At 65.9% G+C, this 16,303-nt stretch carries 15 protein-coding genes and 3 pseudogenes; 13 read left to right on the top strand and 5 right to left on the bottom strand.

Going from position 1 to position 16,303, the window contains the following annotated elements:
- Nucleotides 1-10: 10 nt before the first annotated feature.
- From trbE to N5J71_RS09295, 8 genes are read left to right on the top strand one after another with little or no spacing between them, the layout of a single operon-like run.
- Nucleotides 11-2,464, top strand: a complete 2,454-nt coding sequence (gene trbE / locus N5J71_RS09330) for a conjugal transfer protein TrbE (RefSeq protein WP_008786755.1) — start codon at nt 11-13, stop codon at nt 2,462-2,464.
- Complete coding sequence (gene trbJ, locus N5J71_RS09325) at nt 2,461-3,186, top strand: P-type conjugative transfer protein TrbJ (protein WP_008786756.1); 726 nt, start codon at nt 2,461-2,463, stop codon at nt 3,184-3,186. The genes trbE and trbJ overlap by 4 nt, the downstream gene beginning before the upstream one ends.
- Nucleotides 3,187-3,198: 12 nt before the next feature.
- The gene (locus tag N5J71_RS09320; RefSeq protein WP_008786757.1) at nt 3,199-3,483 is read left to right on the top strand and encodes a hypothetical protein; all 285 of its coding nucleotides are present in this window, start codon (nt 3,199-3,201) and stop codon (nt 3,481-3,483) included.
- Nucleotides 3,480-4,850, top strand: coding sequence for a P-type conjugative transfer protein TrbL (gene trbL, locus N5J71_RS09315; RefSeq protein ID WP_021221531.1), 1,371 nt, complete (start codon nt 3,480-3,482; stop codon nt 4,848-4,850). Before N5J71_RS09320 ends, trbL begins: the two co-directional genes overlap by 4 nt.
- Before the next feature lie 24 nt (nt 4,851-4,874).
- Complete coding sequence (gene trbF / locus N5J71_RS09310; protein WP_008786883.1) at nt 4,875-5,579, top strand: conjugal transfer protein TrbF; 705 nt, start codon at nt 4,875-4,877, stop codon at nt 5,577-5,579.
- Nucleotides 5,576-6,574 (top strand): P-type conjugative transfer protein TrbG, encoded by a 999-nt coding sequence (trbG, locus tag N5J71_RS09305; RefSeq protein WP_008786882.1) that lies wholly within the window; start codon nt 5,576-5,578, stop codon nt 6,572-6,574. The genes trbF and trbG overlap by 4 nt, the downstream gene beginning before the upstream one ends.
- A gap of 2 nt (nt 6,575-6,576) precedes the next feature.
- On the top strand, nt 6,577-7,851 hold the full coding sequence (locus tag N5J71_RS09300; RefSeq protein WP_008786881.1) for a TraB/TrbI/VirB10 family type IV secretion system protein: 1,275 nt from the start codon (nt 6,577-6,579) through the stop codon (nt 7,849-7,851).
- Nucleotides 7,848-8,090, top strand: a complete 243-nt coding sequence (locus N5J71_RS09295; protein ID WP_023123026.1) for a DUF2274 domain-containing protein — start codon at nt 7,848-7,850, stop codon at nt 8,088-8,090. Before N5J71_RS09300 ends, N5J71_RS09295 begins: the two co-directional genes overlap by 4 nt.
- Nucleotides 8,091-8,444: 354 nt before the next feature.
- On the opposite strand, the gene N5J71_RS09290 is transcribed toward N5J71_RS09295, so the two are convergent.
- Nucleotides 8,445-9,407: a LysR family transcriptional regulator gene (locus tag N5J71_RS09290; RefSeq protein WP_074858791.1), complete on the bottom strand. Its 963-nt coding sequence runs from the start codon at nt 9,405-9,407 to the stop codon at nt 8,445-8,447.
- 100 nt (nt 9,408-9,507) lie between these two features.
- Between N5J71_RS09290 and N5J71_RS09285 the strand changes: the two genes are divergently transcribed.
- Nucleotides 9,508-10,275, top strand: a complete 768-nt coding sequence (locus tag N5J71_RS09285; RefSeq protein ID WP_074858788.1) for a sulfite exporter TauE/SafE family protein — start codon at nt 9,508-9,510, stop codon at nt 10,273-10,275.
- Here the strand turns inward: N5J71_RS09285 and N5J71_RS09280 are convergent.
- Nucleotides 10,270-11,124: pseudogene (locus N5J71_RS09280) on the bottom strand (LysR family transcriptional regulator). The gene N5J71_RS09285 and the pseudogene N5J71_RS09280 overlap by 6 nt on opposite strands.
- A 97-nt stretch (nt 11,125-11,221) precedes the next feature.
- On the opposite strand from N5J71_RS09280, the gene N5J71_RS09275 reads away from it, so the two are divergent.
- From N5J71_RS09275 to N5J71_RS22520, 4 genes and pseudogenes are all read left to right on the top strand, one after another.
- Nucleotides 11,222-11,470 carry a DUF1127 domain-containing protein gene (locus tag N5J71_RS09275; protein WP_084341809.1) on the top strand — a complete coding sequence of 83 codons (249 nt, stop codon included), beginning with the start codon at nt 11,222-11,224 and terminating at the stop codon, nt 11,468-11,470.
- A complete protein-coding gene (locus tag N5J71_RS09270) occupies nt 11,471-12,415 on the top strand; it encodes a DMT family transporter (protein WP_074858778.1) in 945 nt (314 codons plus the stop codon). It begins immediately after the preceding gene.
- Nucleotides 12,416-12,418: 3 nt separating this feature from the next.
- Nucleotides 12,419-13,020, top strand: a pseudogene (locus tag N5J71_RS22525) (DUF3291 domain-containing protein).
- A gap of 14 nt (nt 13,021-13,034) precedes the next feature.
- Nucleotides 13,035-14,186: pseudogene (locus tag N5J71_RS22520) on the top strand (winged helix-turn-helix domain-containing protein).
- Here the strand turns inward: N5J71_RS22520 and N5J71_RS09245 are convergent.
- From N5J71_RS09245 to N5J71_RS09235, 3 genes are all read right to left on the bottom strand, one after another.
- Nucleotides 14,183-14,281, bottom strand: coding sequence for a hypothetical protein (locus N5J71_RS09245; protein WP_242408929.1), 99 nt, complete (start codon nt 14,279-14,281; stop codon nt 14,183-14,185). The pseudogene N5J71_RS22520 and the gene N5J71_RS09245 overlap by 4 nt on opposite strands.
- Nucleotides 14,247-14,630 carry a M48 family metalloprotease gene (locus tag N5J71_RS09240; protein ID WP_242408915.1) on the bottom strand — a complete coding sequence of 128 codons (384 nt, stop codon included), beginning with the start codon at nt 14,628-14,630 and terminating at the stop codon, nt 14,247-14,249. The genes N5J71_RS09245 and N5J71_RS09240 overlap by 35 nt, the downstream gene beginning before the upstream one ends.
- A 224-nt stretch (nt 14,631-14,854) precedes the next feature.
- Entirely contained in the window at nt 14,855-16,201 is a 1,347-nt protein-coding gene (locus N5J71_RS09235) for a class II 3-deoxy-7-phosphoheptulonate synthase (protein WP_279916748.1), read from the bottom strand.
- Nucleotides 16,202-16,303 lie beyond the last annotated feature (102 nt).

Below are 16,303 nucleotides of genomic sequence, written 5' to 3'. Positions count from 1 at the left end.
GGACGCCGCCATGCTGAACCTCGCCGAATACCGCCAGCGCCCGGCCTTGCTCGCCGATTGGCTGCCGTGGGCCGGGCTCGTCGCGCCGGGTGTCGTCTTGAACAAGGACGGCAGTTTCCAGCGCACGGCCCGGTTTCGCGGGCCTGACCTCGACAGTGCCACGCAAGGCGAGCTGATCGCCACGTCGGCCCGCTTGAACAATGCGCTGCGCCGGCTGGGATCGGGCTGGGCGCTGTTCATCGAGGCCGAACGCAGCGCCGCCGCGGACTACCCGCACTCAGAGTTTCCGGAGGCGCTGTCGTGGCTGGTGGACGAAGAACGCCGCTCGGCCTTCGAGGACACCGGCCATCACTTCGAGAGCGGCTATCACTTGACGCTGGTGTACCTGCCGCCTGAAGAATCGCGCGCTCGTGCCGCCAAGATGCTCTACGAGAACACGCCGACGAATGGCGTGGACTGGCGCGAGCGGCTGCAAGCCTTCGTCGCGGAAACGGATCGGGTCTTTGACCAGCTCGATGGCGTCATGCCGGAAATTGCCTGGCTCGATGACGCGCAGACCCTGACCTACCTGCACGCGACCATCTCGACGCGACGCTATCGCGTCGGTGTGCCCGAGGTGCCTTTCCACATCGACGCGCTGCTGGCCGACTCGCCGCTGGTTGGCGGCCTGGCCCCCATGCTGGGCGACCGGCACCTGCGCGTGGTGTCGGTGCGGGGCTTTCCGACCTCGACCTGGCCGGGGATTCTGGACGACCTCAACCGCCTCGGATTTGCGTATCGCTGGAGTACGCGCTTCCTCTGCATGGACAAATCCGAGGCGGAAAAAGACCTCGCCCGCCTGCGCCGCCAGTGGTTCGCCAAGCGCAAGAACGTCATCGCGCTGCTGCGCGAAACGATCTTCCAACAGGAGTCGCCGCTGGTGGACACGGATGCCTCGAACAAGGCGACCGATGCCGATGCCGCGTTGCAGGAGCTGGGCAGTGATCAAGTCGCCTTCGGCTACCTCACCGCCACGGTGACGGTGCTCGATGCCGACCCGGCCGCAGCCGACGAGAAGCTGCGCATGGTGGAGCGCGTCATCCAGGGCCGGGGCTTCGTGACCATCTCCGAAACGCTCAATGCCGTGGATGCGTGGCTGTCCTCGCTCCCCGGCAACGCCTATGCCAACGTGCGCCAGCCGATCGTCTCGACGCTGAACCTGGCGCACATGATGCCGGTGTCGGCCGTGTGGGCCGGCCCCGAGCGCAACGCGCATCTGGACGGCCCGCCTCTCATCGTGACGCGCACCGATGGCGCCACACCGTTTCGCTTGGTCACGCACGATGGCGACGTGGGCCACATGCTGGTGGCCGGCCCGACGGGCATGGGCAAGTCAGTGCTGCTCGCCACGCTGGCGATGCAGTTCCGCCGCTACCTCGGCTCGCGCATCTTCGCGTTCGATATGGGGCGTTCGATGCGCGCCACGATCCTCGGGCTTGGCGGCGAGCACTACGACTTGGGCACGGACGGCGAAATCGCCTTCCAGCCGCTCGCCCGCATTGACCGCGAAGGCTACCGCACCTGGGCCGCCGAATGGATCGAAGGCCGTTTGCTGCATGAAGGCGTAGCAGTCGGCCCGGACGAGAAAGCCGCCATCTGGTCGGCGCTGGGCAGCTTGGCCGGTGCGCCCGTCGAGCAGCGCACGATGACCGGCCTGTCGGTGCTGCTGCAATCGAACGCGCTGCGCCAGGCGCTCGCGCCCTATGTGCTGGGCGGCGCGCACGGCAAGCTGCTGGATGCCGACCACGACCGGCTGGGCATGGCGGACGTGCAGGGTTTCGAGATGGAGGAGCTGATGCACAGCAAGGCCGCCGTCATGGCCGTGCTGCATTACCTCTTTGCGCGCTTTGACGAACGCTTTGACGGTGCGCCCACGATGCTGATCCTCGATGAAGCGTGGCTGTTCCTGGATGACCCGGTGTTTGCCGCGCGCATCCGCCAGTGGCTCAAGACGCTGCGCAAGAAAAACGTGTCGGTGATCTTCGCCACGCAGTCGCTCGCGGACATTAAGGATTCGAGCATCGCGCCCGCAATCATCGAGAGCTGCGCAAGCCGCATCTTCCTGCCGAACCCGCAGGCGACCGAGCCGCAGATTCGCACGATCTACGAGGGCTTCGGGTTGAACTCGCGCCAGATCGAGATCGTCGCCACCGCGCAACCCAAGCGCGACTACTACTACCAATCCCGCCTCGGCAACCGCCTGTTCGACCTCGACCTGGGGGCGGCGACGCTGGCCTTCGCGGGCGCTTCCACGCCGCAAGACCAGCGCGACATAGACCGCGTGCTGCTGGACGCCGGCACGCCCGGCTTCGCGGGTGCCTGGCTGCGCCATCGCGGCCTCGATTGGGCGGCTGACCTGCTGCCCTCGTTCCCCGGCCTCGCGCCGGATTCCCTCGCTGACCAACCACAGGAGATCCTGCCATGAAGAAGCGCCTTGTCGCCGCTGCCATCGCGGCCATGCTTTGCACCGCCACTGCCCATGCGCAATGGGTCGTGATCGACCCCACCAACCTCGTGCAGAACACGATGACCGCGATCCGCACGCTGGAGCAGATCAACAACCAGATTCGCCAGCTCCAGAACGAAGCGCAAATGCTGATGAACCAGGCGCGCAACCTCGCCAGCCTTCCATCCAGCGTGGTCGGCCAGTTGCGCGCCAACCTGGCGACGACCGAGCGGCTGATCGCCCAGGCCCGAGGCTTGGCCTACGACGTGACGAATCTGGATCGGGAGTTTGCCCGCCTGTACCCGGAGCAGTACGCCGCCACCGTCAGCGGCGACCAGATGTACCGCGACGCCCAGGAGCGGTGGAAGAACACGCTGGGCGGCTTGCAGACCACCATGCAGATGCAGGCGCAGGTGTCGCAGAACCTGGGCGAAGACGAAAGCGTGCTGGCCGATCTGGTCGGCAAGAGCCAGTCGGCGCAAGGCGCGTTGCAGGCGATGCAGGCCATGAACCAGTTGCTCGCCTTGCAGGCCAAGCAGTCGATCCAGTCGCAGCGGCTCCAGATCACGCAAGACCGGGCCGCCTCGCTGGAACTGGCGCGGCAGGCGGCGGCCACCGAGCGCGCCCGCGAAGTGCGGCGGCGCTTCCTCGGGGAAGGCACGCCGTACACGCCGCAGTCCGTCAACTTCTACCGCGACTGACAGGAGGCCGCCATGCGATGCGTCCTCGTCCTTGGTGCCGTGCTGCTGGCCGCTTGCGGCGAGCAGCCGGCCGACAACCTCGCCGATGCCCTGGCCGCCGATCGCGTGCGGCTCAAGGCATTGCGCGCGCAATGCGCGGCCGACCGGCAGGCCACGGGCGAGGACGCTTGCCGCGCCGCCGCCGAAGCCTTCCGGCGGCGCTTCTTTTCCGGCGAGGCCGGGCCGGATGAATACCAGACGCTGGCCGACCTGCCGCCGATCCCGCCCAGCTTCGAGGAACCGGAGGGCACGCCATGAATGACGTGACCATCATCGACCAGTTCCTCAACACCTTCGCCACCTACATCGACTCGGGTTTCGGGCTGCTGCGCGGCGAAGTGGCGTTCCTCACGGCCACGCTGATCGTCATCGACATGACGATCGCCGGGCTGTATTGGGCCATGAGCCACGCCACCGGCCAAGGCGATGACGTTATCGCCAAGCTGCTGCGCAAGGTGCTCTACGTCGGTGCCTTCGCCTACATCCTCAACAACTTCAACTGGCTGGCCAGCATCGTGTTCCGCTCGTTCGCGGGGCTGGGCATCACCGCCACCGGCTCGGCCATCACGATGGAGAACTTCTTGCAGCCGGGCCGGCTCGCCAAGACCGGCATCGACGCCGGGGCGCCGATTCTGGAGCAGATCGGCGAGATGGCGGGCTTCCCCGAGGTGTTCGCCAATCTCGATCCCATCGTGGTGATGTTCCTCGCGTGGCTGGTCGTGGTGCTGTGCTTCTTCGTGCTGGCGATCCAGCTTTTCATCACGCTGATCGAGTTCAAGCTGACCACGCTCGCCGGGTTCGTGCTGGTGCCGTTCGCGCTGTGGAACAAGACCAGCTTTCTCGCCGAGAAGGTGCTGGGCAACGTCGTGGCCGCTGGCATCAAAGTGCTGGTGCTGGCTGTGATCGTCGGCATCGGCTCGGGCCTGTTCGCGCAGTTCCAAGTCCACCCCGCCGAGCCGAACATCGACCACGCGCTGGTCATCATGCTGGCCTCGCTCACCTTGCTCGCGCTCGGGATCTTCGGCCCCGGCATCGCCACGGGCCTTGTGTCCGGCGCGCCCCAGCTCGGCGCGGGCGCGATGGCCGGTGCCGCCGTCGGCGCGGCCGGAACGGCAGTGGCTGTCGGTGCTGCCGCGACGGGCGTGGGCGGCGCGGTGGCCGCTGGCGCGCGCATGGCCCCGGCTGCCGCCAAGCTGGCCGGCAGCGGCGCGCGTGCCGCCACGTCGGCGGCTGGCAGCGCGAAGTCGGCGTTCCAGGCGGGTTCCGCTGCCGCCGGCGGCGGTGCCAAAGGCGCGATGGCGGGCTTGGGCAACGTCGCCAAGACCGGCGCGCAGTCTGCCGGACGCGCTGCCGCATCCCGCGCTTCCGCTGCCGGGCAGCGCATGGCCGCACCGTTCCGCGCGGGCTGGAACGGCGACGCTGGCGCGTCAGCCGGCCAGGCCGCCACCAGCGAAGCGCCGGCAGGCGCTGCCGCTGCACAGGCGCCCGAGCAGCCCGCTTGGGCCAAGCGGCTGCATCGCCGCCAGCAGCTCACCCACGCCGCGACCACCGCTGCCCACGCGCTGCGCGGTGGCGACGGCGGCGGCTCCGGGCAAGGCCCGAGCCTGCGCGGCTCCGACGACTGACGCGATTCACAAGGAGAACTGACCATGCGATTCAAGAAACCGCAGGTGCGCTACGCCGACACGCCGCAGCCTGCCACGCCGTACCAAACCGCCGGCCAGGTGTGGGACGACCGTATCGGCTCGGCCCGCGTCCAGGCCAAGAACTGGCGATTCATGGCCTTCGGCTGCCTCACGCTCGCGCTGCTGATGGCCGGCGGACTGGTGTGGCGCTCGGCGCAATCCATCGTCACGCCCTACGTCGTGGAGGTGGACAACGCGGGCCAGGTGCGCGCCGTGGGCGAAGCCGCCACGCCGTACCGGCCCAACGATGCGCAGACGGCGCACCACATCGCGCGCTTCGTGACGCTGGTGCGCTCGCTGTCCATCGACCCCATCGTCGTCCGCCAGAACTGGCTGGACGCCTACGACTACACGACCGACAAAGGCGCGGCCGTGCTCAACGACTACGCGCGGGTCAACGACCCGTTCGCGCGCATCGGAAAGGAGTCGGTGACGGTGCAGATCACCAGCGTCGTGCGTGCCAGCGACACGTCTTTCAACGTGCGCTGGACGGAACGCCGCTACGTCAACGGCGCTGCGGCGGGCCTGGAACGGTGGACGGCCGTGGTGTCCATCGTGCTCCAGCCGCCGCGCACCGAAGAACGCCTGCGCAAGAACCCGCTGGGCATCTACGTCAACGGCCTTTCCTGGAGCCGCGAGCTGGATTCTTCCGAAGGAGCAAAACCATGAACCTGTCTTTCCGCTTTTACGCTTTGCCGTTGATGCTTGTTGCCCTGGCGGGCTGCGCCACGCAAGGCAAGCCGCCGCCGACCATCTCGCTCGATGAGCCGGTGCCGGTGCAGGCCCAGCCGATGCCGGAGCCGCCCGCGCCCGTGGAGGTTGTGGCCGTGCCCGAGGTGCTGCCGATGCCGGCGCAGTTGATGCCGGCACCCGAGGCCGAGGACGCCAAGCCCACGCCCGAGCCGGCCGACGAGAAGGTGCGCGTTTCACGCGCCAATGCCGAGGCGCGTGTCGCGCCCACGCGCGAGGGCTACGTCAACGCGATTCAGGTGTGGCCCTTCACCGATGGCGCGCTGTATCAGGTCTATGCGGCCGTGGGCCGGGTGACGATGGTTGCCTTGCAGCCGGGCGAGGAGCTGGTGACGGTGGCCGCCGGCGATACCGTGCGCTGGATCGTGGGCGACACGTCCAGCGGCAGCGGTGCCGACTTGCGCGTCAACGTGCTGGTCAAGCCGATCCGCTCGGGCCTCAAGACCAATCTGGTCATCATCACCAGCCGGAGGACGTACCTGCTGGAACTGACTTCCACGGAAAAGACGTGGATGGCGTCGGTGTCCTGGGAGTACCCGCGCGACCGGATGCTGGCCTTGCAGCGCCAGGCGCAAGCGGCCAGCGCCGCCGCGCCGGTGGATAGCGGCCTGTCGCTGGAGAACCTGCGCTTTCGCTACGCGATCGGCGGCAGCAATCCGTCGTGGAAGCCGCTGCGCGCTTTCGACGACGGGCAGAAGGTCTATATCCAGTTCCCCGCCGGCATCGCGCAAGGCGAACTGCCGCCGCTGTTCGTGATCGGGCCGGAAGGCGACGGGCAACTGGTGAACTACCGCTTCCGTTCGCCGTACTACATCGTGGATCGCCTGTTTGGCGCGGCAGAGTTGCGCCTGGGCGGTGACAAGGGCGACGTGGTGCGGATCGAGCGCACGGATGGCGTGGCACGGAGGAACTGACCATGAGCCAGGACGATACCCCCGACCTCGCCACGCGGCAGGCAGGCAAGGTCGCGCCCGAGGCGGTGGCGCTTCGCGCCCAGCCGCGTGCCGTGACCCGGTTGAACCGGCGCACGCTGGCCGTCCTCGTCGGCGGCCTGTCGGTCGCCGTGCTCGGGGCCACGATCTGGTCATTGCAACCGCACCGGCGCGGCGCGGGCGAGCAGACCGAGCTTTACAACGTCGATCGCGTCTCGAAGTCCGAAGGGCTGGACGGCCTGCCGTCCGACTACTCGAAGCTGCCGCCGAAGGTGCCCGAGCTGGGGCCGCCACTGCCGGGCGATCTTGGCCCGGCCATCGTGAACTCGCAGCAGTCCGCCGTGGCCGCTTACGCGGCCCCCGGCCACGATCCCAACGACGCCTTGCGCAAGGAGGCGGAAGCCGCAGCGGCTTCGTCGGTGTTTTTCCGCTCGGGCGGCCAGGGCCAGGCCGCCGCCACGGCCACGGTGGCGCCGCCGGGTGTGCCTGGTGCTGCCAACACGCTCGCGGCCTTCGACCCGCTCGCGGCTGGGCCGGCCTCGGCGGCGCCCCAGCCTGCCGATCCGACAGCTGTGCAAAACCGGCAAGACCAGAAAGAGGCGTTCCTGAAAGGCGGCTCTATGGAAACCCGCAATTCCGGAAACCTGAAAATGCCGGCCTCGCCGTATCAGGTCATGGCCGGAACGGTGATTGCGGGCGCGCTGGTGACGGGCATCAAGTCGGACTTGCCAGGCGACGTGATCGCCACGGTGACGGAGCCGGTCTATGACTCGGCCACGGGCAAGTTCCTGTTGATCCCGCAGGGGTCGCGCATCCTGGGTAAATACAACAGCCAGGTCAGCTACGGGCAGAGCCGCGTGCAGGTGGTGTGGAACCGGGTCATCCTGCCCGATACGTCCTCGCTGACGCTCGACAACCTTGTCGGCACCGATCCAGCCGGCTACGCCGGCCTGGAAGACGACGTGGACTGGCATTGGAATCGCATCGTCGCGGGCGCCGTGCTGACGACGCTGCTGGGCGTAGGCGCCGAGTTGGCCGCGCCAGAGAACCGCCAGGACGGCAACCGCATCGTCATCGCGGGGCGCGACAGCGCCCAGGACAGCATCAATCAGGTGGGTCAGGAGATCACCCGGCGCAACATGGACATCCAGCCGACGCTGACCATTAGGCCGGGCCTGCCGGTTCGCGTCATCGTGAACCGGGATCTGGTGCTGCGGCCGTGCCAGCCGCTGTTCTTCAACCGGGGAGCTTCCCAATGAACACGAAGAAACTGCGGCTAGGGCCGCTGCCCAAGACCGAGAGCGTCAAGCTGACCTTTGCCTGCCCGGCCAGCTTGAAAGCCGACCTCGACCGCTACGCCGCGCTGCACGCGCAGGCGTATGGCGAGGCCGTCGATGCCGAGAAGTTGATCCCGCACATGCTGGGGGCGTTCATGGCGGGGGATCGGGGATTCAGGAAGGGCACCACGACGCGGAGCGTGCCGTCCAAGCCGACGTGATGGCCCTCGAAGCCTGCCCAGCAACATCCATCGAACGCGCAGCCCAAGGCTGCGCGTTCTTCATTCTGGATGCCGCCAAGAGCCGCCTGGGCTATGATGACAAGACAAGCCCGCCGTCCCTCGGCAATCCAGCACGACACAGTGCGATGTGGCTTTCTCTCCCAACGCTCCTATGTGGCTCCTAGCCCACGAAGCCACACCGCGCCAAAGTGGCCGAGAAAAGAGCTAACCTACTGTCCCATATACGGTTTCAAGTCCTGCGTGATTTGCACAAAGGACTTGACACCAGAACTTTTTTGTGGCCGTCACGTGGTGGTTTTCGTGGTGCGCGCGGCGCGCCCTAGGGTCATGATCTTACTGCTGTGGGATGGCCAGGCTGGTTTGCAGTGCCTGATCCCAGGGCGGCGGAAAGCCGAAGCGCTGCTTCAGGAAACTCAGCAGCAGGCGTGTCCGCGGGCTGGCCTCGCGCTCCAGGCGCAGGGCGTAGATGCTTACCGGCTCGATGGGTGGCAGGCCCTGTTCGCAGAACAGCGGGATCAGCTCGCCACGTTGCAGATGCTCGCTGCTCATCCAGGTGGGCAGGTGGGCGATGCCCAGGCCGGCGAGGGCGCTGAACAGCAGGGTTTCGGCGTTGTTGCTGGTCTGGCGCAGGCGCTTGGGCTTGCACAACTGCAGCTTGCCGTCGACTTCAAAGCGCCAGGCGTAGGGGGGCGCCAGGCTGTCCCAATCGAGGCCGTCGTGCTGTTCCAGTTCCAGTGGGCTGCGCGGAATGCCGCGTCGACGCAGATACTCCGGGCTGGCGCAGACGATACGCGTCATCGACGCCAGCGGCGTGGCCACCAGGCGGCTGTCGGGCAGGGGGCCGATACGCACGACGATATCCACCTCACCCAGGTGTTCGCCCTGCAGGTCGATGAAGCTGTCGATCAGGCGTAGTTGCACGTCCAGGCCGGGGTTTGCGCGCAGGAACTCGGCAATCGCCGGAGCCAAGTGGCGGCGCCCAAAGGGTGAGGGGGCGTCGATGCGAATCAGGCCTTCCGGTGCACTGCTCAACGACACCGCTTCGGCGCGGGCCAGGTGCAGCTCGGCAAGGATACGCCTGGCGCGCTCGGCGAACGCCAGGCCCGCCGGGGTGACGCGTACCGCATGAGTGGTGCGACTGAACAGACTGCTGCCCATGGCGCGCTCCAGGGCGTCGATGCGCCGTGCCACTGCCGAGGGCGTGAGCGGATGGCGCCTTGCCGCTGCGGAGAAGCTGCCGGTCTCCAGCACGTCGAGAAAGAGCTCCAACTGGTCGGTCAGTGCATCGGGGTTCATGGCAGCCTTCTTATGTGAGATAAGCAAAGCCATTGTGCGCTGCTGTGCGTTTCCACGCTAGCCGTGGCTGCTTAACATGCGCCCACTGTCTGGAGGTGTCATGAATCTGTTCGACCTGTTGCTCAATCTATTGCTCGGCCTGGGCCTGGGGACTCTGGGCGGGTTATTTGGCATTGGCGGCGGGCTGATCGCCATTCCGGTGTTGGGCATCGTTTTCGGGCTGGATCAGCAGTTGGCTCAGGGCACCGCGCTGGTGATGGTGGTGCCGAACGTGATGCTGGCGATCTGGCGATACCATCAGCGCAATCGCATCGATCTGCGCTATGCGTTGCTGCTCGGTGTCACCAGCTTCTTCTGTGCCTGGCTGGCCTCGTTGTATGCAGTAGAAGTGGACTCGCGCACCATGCGCTGGGCTTTCGTCGGTTTCCTGCTGGCCCTGGCGGCATACAACCTGCTGCGCATGCTGATGGCTCAGGGGCCGGCCAGTGGCGAGTTGCGTCATCACTGGGGCTGGTTTGGCGTGCTGGGCGGGGTGTCCGGCGCCATGGGCGGGCTGTTTGGCGTGGGCGGCGCGGTGGTGGCTACGCCAGTGCTGACCAGCGTATTCGGCACCACCCAGGTGGTAGCGCAGGGGTTATCGCTGTCGCTGGCGCTGCCCAGCACCGGCGTCACGCTGTTCACCTACGCGCTGCATGATCACGTCAACTGGTGGATGGGCGTGCCGTTGGCGGTGGGTGGCCTGCTCAGCATCAGTTGGGGCGTACGCCTGGCCCATTCGCTGCCGGAGCGTCTGCTGCGCAGCCTGTTCTGTGGCTTCCTGCTGCTCTGTGCACTGCTGCTCGCGCTGGAGTCGGGTGGCCGCCTATAGGCGAAAACCATAGACGATATGCTCGGCCAGGCATTCGGTGACGGGTGACTGGCTGCTGTCGTTGCTCAGCAGCACGATGCTGGTCAGCGGCAGCAGCTGCAGGCCTTCGGCTTCGCCGAGGATGCGCAGGTCGGGGGTGATCAGGCTTTGCAGTTGCGCAGTGACCGCGAGGCCCGCGCGCACCACGGCGAAGATCGCCGAGAGGCTGGGGCTGGTCTAGGCGATGCGGTAGGGACGGCTCATCGCATCCAGCGCGTTGCAGGCCCATTCGCGGCAGAAACACTCGGCGTTGAACATGGCCAGTGGCATGGGGTTCTGTTCATGTGGGCAGAAGCCCTGGGCCACGGCCCAGGCGAAGCGCTCCTGGCGCAGCAGTTGGTCGATCTCCTTGCCGGGCTGGCGGGTGACGATGGTCAGGTCCAGATCCTGGCGCAGCAGCAGTTGTCCCGAAGGCTCGCAATGCACTTCCACCTGCACCAGCGGATAGGCCTGGGCGAAGCGCGAGAGAATCTTCGGCAGAAAGCGCATCACGTAGTCGTCCGGCGTGCCGATGCGCACGACACTGACCATATGCGGCTCGCGCAGGGTGTTGAGTACCTCGCCATGCAGCTTGAGGATGCGCCGCGCATAACCCAGCAGCACCTGGCCCTCGGGCGTCAGCCGCACCTGACGGCCGTCGCGCTCGAACAACGGGCGTTGCACCACGTCTTCCTCCAGCCGCTTTATCTGCATGCTCACGGCTGACTGGGTGCGATTGACCGTTTCTGCGGCGCGGGTGAAACCGCCGGTGTCGGCGATGGCAACGAAGTTGCGCAGCAATTCGGCATCAATACTGGGGTGGAAGGCCATTCATCAATCCTCGAGATGGATGCCATAAGAAACATTCGCTGGATTGATCTAAAGCTGGGCCCGACACTGACGCCAACCCCACAGGGAGGGCGAAAAGATGAAAGGTCAGAAAGGTTATGCGTTGGCTCAGGCCATCCACTTCGAACGGTTGCCGTCACTGGTCGGCGTATGGCGTATGCTGCGGCGCTGGCGTCAACTGGCTCACAAGCGGGCACAGCTGGCGCAACTGAATGATGCTGCATTGAAGGACCTGGGACTGTCCCGCGCCGATGTGTTGCAGGAGGCCGAACGGCCGTTCTGGGATTACCCGCTGAGAAAGAGAGTGGTACATGACAGGAGTTGTTGAATGACCGCGGTACGCAAGGGCGCCGATTTTTTCCTGTTCCAACTGATGCTGTTGTTATGCGCCATCTGGGGTAGCCAGCAGGTGGCAATCAAGCTGGCGGCGGGCGATATCGCGCCCATGCTGCAGGTGGCCTTGCGCTCCGGCATCGCCGCCGTGCTGGTCGGCTTGCTCTTGCTGTGGCAGCGCGGATGGCGCGAATGGGTCAGCTCGACGTGGCTGGCTGGACTGCTGGCGGGCGTGTTGTTCGCACTGGAGTTCTTCTTCATCGCCCTTGGCCTGCGCTACACCACGGCTTCGCATATGGCGGTATTTCTCTACACCGCGCCGATCTTCTCGGCGCTTGGGCTGCACTTTCTGTTGCCCAGCGAGCGCTTGCGACGCCTGCAGTGGCTGGGTATCACCTTGTGTTTCGGCGGTGTAGTGATGGCATTTGGTGTCGGTGGCAATTGGGCTGAGGTCGATGCCGGTATGCTGCTGGGCGATGCGCTGGGGCTGTGCGCCGGCATGGCCTGGGGCGCGACCACGGTAGTCGTGCGGGGTTCGCGCCTGTCCGAAGCGCCGGCCGGGTTGACCCTGTTCTATCAGTTAGCGGTGGCGTTCGTGCTGCTGCTGGCGTACGCGCTGGTGGTGGTGGACTTGTCCCAGCTGCGTTGGACGCCTGTGGCCATCGCCAGCATTCTGCTGCAGGGCGTGGTGGTGTCATTCTTCACCTACTTGACCTGGTTCTGGCTGCTGCGCCGCTACCTGGCTTCGAACATGGCAGTGTTCTCCTTCATGACCCCGCTGTTTGGCGTCACCTTCGGCGTGCTGGTGCTGGACGAACCGCTGACCCTGAACTTCATCATTGGCGCGGCGCTGGTGCTGTCGGGCATCACCCTGGTCAGCAGCGAGGCCTGGTTGCGCCGTCGCCTGTCGGGTTGGCGTGGCCTGCCGCAGCAACCCTGACGCATGGAGGCTTATCACTTGGCCCAACTGAACATTGCCTGGGTGAGGGCGTCGCTGGAGTCAGCGGAGATGGCTGACTTCGTCGCCAATCTGGAGCGTATCAATGCACTGGCTGAAGGCTCGCCCGGCTATGTCTGGCGTTTGCAGGACGAGGCGGGTGATACCACTGCGATCCGACCGTTCGGTGATGAGGTGTGGGTCAACATGTCGCTTTGGCAGGACGTGCAGGGCACCTCTAAAAACTACCTGCGTTGCCATCGCAGCGTTAAAAACAGGCTGGAACGCCAGCCCGGTCAAATGCTCATTTACACTGCGTAAACTGCGCTTTCTCGCCTGTTTTTGCCTTGCGCTGGCTGCCTCGCCTACGTTTGAGGTGCCCTGCGTCGCTCAGCGATTACGTCTACAAATCGGCGCATTCCGAGATGCTCGAGCGCCGTCGTGAATGGTTCGAGCGTGTCGAGCAGGCGCACCAGGTGTTGTGGTGGGTGCCAGCCGGGCATCGGCCGAGCGTGGTCGAGGCCTCCGAGCGCCTGGCTCATCTGCGCGAGTATGGCGCGACGGCGCAGGCCTTTACCTTCCGTCATGCGTTCGCGGCGCCAGCCTGATAGGCTGAGTCGCCATGACCCTTTCTCTCGCTGAAGCGCGTCGTCTGGCCCTGGCTGCCCAGGGGTTCGGGCGTATGCCGCGCGGCGCCATCGTTCACAAGCAGCTGCAGGCGCAGATCGAGCGCCTTGGCGTGGTGCAGATCGACTCGGTCAATGCCTTGGTGCGCTCGCACTACCTGCCGACTTTTTCCCGTCTTGGTCATTACCAGGCCGAGCACCTCGATGAACTGGCCTGGGGCAGGGCGCGGCGCAGGCGTCTGTTCGAGTACTGGGGACACGAAGCCTTGTTGTTGCCGCTCGAGCTTTTTCCGCTGCTGCGCTGGCGAATGCGCCGAGCCGCGGATGGGCAGGGCATCTACAGCCAGCTGCGAAATTTGGCGTGGAGCGGCGCGATGCGATAGATCGCGTGCTGTTGGCCGTGCGCGAGCGCGGTGCACTGAGCGCCGGCAGCCTTTCCTCGCGCACCGAGAAGACCGGCCCCTGGTGGGATTGGAGCGCGAAAAGATGGCGCTGGAATGGCTGTTCGCTGCAGGTTTGGTCACTGTGGCTGGGCAGCGTGGCTTCGAGCGGCTGTACGAACTGCCGGAGCGGGTCATTCCCGCGGATGTGCTGAATCCCCCGGACCTCGACGGCCTGTTGCTGCGTTCTGCCGATGCCCTTGGCGTGGCGACCGAGCGCGATTTGCGCGACTACTTCCGGCTGGACGTCAGTGACAGCAAGCGCCGTATCGCCGAATTGGTGGAGGCGGGCGAGTTGTTGCCCGTCGCGGTGCAGGGCTGGCGGCAGGTGGCCTATTGCCGGGGCGAGCCGCGCATTCCCCGGCGTATTCGCCATAGCGCCTTGCTGTCGCCGTTCGATTCACTGATCTGGGAACGCGAGCGCACCGAACGACTGCTGGGCTTCCGCTATCGGCTGGAGATCTACACCCCGCAGAGCAAGCGCGTGTATGGCTATTACGTGCTGCCGTTTCTGACCATGAACGCCTGCTGGCGCGGGTGGATCTGCACAGCGAGCGCGCTACCGGGTGCCTGGCGGTGCATGCCGTGCATCTGGAGGACGTAGTGTTGAGCGAGGAGGCGCGCTTGGCGCTGGGCGATTCACAGTGCGCGGGCCTGGATGAGGTGTGGTTGGCGCCGAGCGTGAGTCTGCGCGGGCAGCTCGGTTAACCGCCATTCTCCAGCAGCAACTGCTCGACGCGCTGGATGTTCATCTGCATCGGGCAATAGTTATACATCGGCGAGCCGACATGCTTGCCCTGCAGCTCGCACTGGCCATTGCGGTAGACCAGCCAGGCCTTCTGCGTCGTTGTTGTCGGTCATCAGGTCCATCAGGCCGCTGTAGACGCGCGCGCAACCGTTGGCCATGGCCCAGGCGTTGACGTCGTCGGCCTGATACACCTTGTAGGTGATCGGCGTGCCGTTGATCTGATGGCCGAGGTTGTTGACGATCTTGTCCAGACGTTTGCTGTACGGGTTGTTCGGGCCGGAGATATTGGCTTCGGCATCCATTTCGGCGCAGGCCTGGTCGGACATGCTGCGTACTTCGGCGTCGCTGAGGGTCGCGGCCTGCACGGCCATCAGGCCCGATTGCAGCATGGCGTCGGGGGACATGTTCTGGCAGCCGGTCAGCAGAACGGCGCTGGACAGGCGAAAGCGGAGACGGTGGTGCGCAGTTGCATGGTTTATCGTCCTTGTTGGGGGGCGCGAGTCCTTTCCGGCTGGGTGTAGCTTGGGCACCTGTCCGGTGCTCGCGATGGGAAAGCATTATGCCGGACACCGCACAGAAGATGTGCGAGCCGGTTCGCGCCCTGGCCAAGTGGCCAGGGCGCGGAGGGTCAGCGGCGTACCTGCTTCAGCGTTTCGGCGATCATGAACGCCAGTTCCAGAGACTGGTCGGCATTCATGCGTGGGTCGCAGTGGGTGTGGTAGCAGTCTGACAGGCCGTCTTCGGTGATCGGGCGTGAGCCGCCGATGCACTCGGTGACGTTCTGCCCGGTCATCTCGATATGGATGCCACCGGCGTAGGTGCCTTCGGCCTGGTGTACGGCGAAGAACTGCCGGACTTCGCTGAGGATCTGCGCGAAATCGCGGGTCTTATAGCCGCTGCTGGCCTTGATGGTGTTGCCGTGCATCGGGTCGGAACTCCACAGCACCTGGCGGCCTTCCTCCTTGACCTTGCGCAGCAGGCGCGGGAAGTGCGCCTCGACCTTGTCCGCGCCCATGCGCACGATCAGGTTGAGGCGACCGGGATCGTTGTCCGGGTTGAGGGTGTCGATCAGGCGGATCAGCTCGTCCGGGGCCATGCTCGGACCGACCTTGACGCCGATGGGGTTCTCGATGCCGCGCATGAATTCGACGTGTGCGCCGTCCAGCTGGCGGGTGCGGTCACCGATCCACAGCATGTGTGCGGAGCAGTCATACCAGCGACCGGTGAGGCTGTCGCGACGCACGAAGGCTTCTTCATAGTTCAGCAGCAGCGCTTCGTGGGCGGTGAAGAAGCTGACTTCGCGCAGCTGCGGTGCGCTGTCCATGCCGACGGCGCGCATGAAGGCCAGGGTTTCGTCGATGCGATTGGCCAACTGGTGGTACTTCTCGGATAGCGCCGAGTTGGCGATGAAATCGAGGTTCCACTGATGCACCTGATGCACGTCGGCGAAGCCGCCCTGAGCGAAGGCGCGCAGCAGGTTGAGGCTGGCGGTGGCCTGATGATAGGCCTGCAGCAGGCGCTCCGGGTCCGGTACGCGACTGGCGACGTCGAAACCGATACCGTTGACGATGTCGCCACGGTAAGCGGGCAGGGTGACGCCATCGATGGTTTCGCTGCCGGACGAGCGCGGCTTGGCGAACTGGCCGGCCATGCGCCCGACCTTGACCACCGGGCAGCCGGCGGCGAAGGTCATGACGATGGCCATCTGCAGCAGCACCTTGAAGGTGTCGCGGATCTTCGCGGCGGAAAACTCGGCGAAACTCTCGGCGCAGTCGCCGCCCTGCAGCAGGAACGCGCGCCCCTGGGTGGCCTCGGCGAACTGGCGACGCAGCTCGCGCGCCTCCCCGGCGAACACCAGCGGCGGGTAGCCGGCCAGGGTTTGTTCGACGCGAGTCAGGTGCGCGGCATCAGGGTATTCAGGCTGCTGTTGGATGGGCTTGGCCCTCCAGCTTTCGGGGCTCCAGGCGTTCGACATGCTGCGTCTCTAGCGGTTGATCAGGCGGAGACACATGGTAACCGATAAGCCCCGCAGCTCGTACGTGTATTGGCTCATGACGCCGGGGCGGGCTCGAATGCG

The organism is Ectopseudomonas oleovorans, from assembly GCF_029845265.1.
In the GTDB taxonomy this organism is placed as follows: Bacteria; Pseudomonadota; Gammaproteobacteria; order Pseudomonadales; family Pseudomonadaceae; genus Aquipseudomonas; species Aquipseudomonas oleovorans.
Note: the sequence above shows the minus strand (reverse complement) of the source record. Positions and strands in the feature narration are given on the sequence as shown.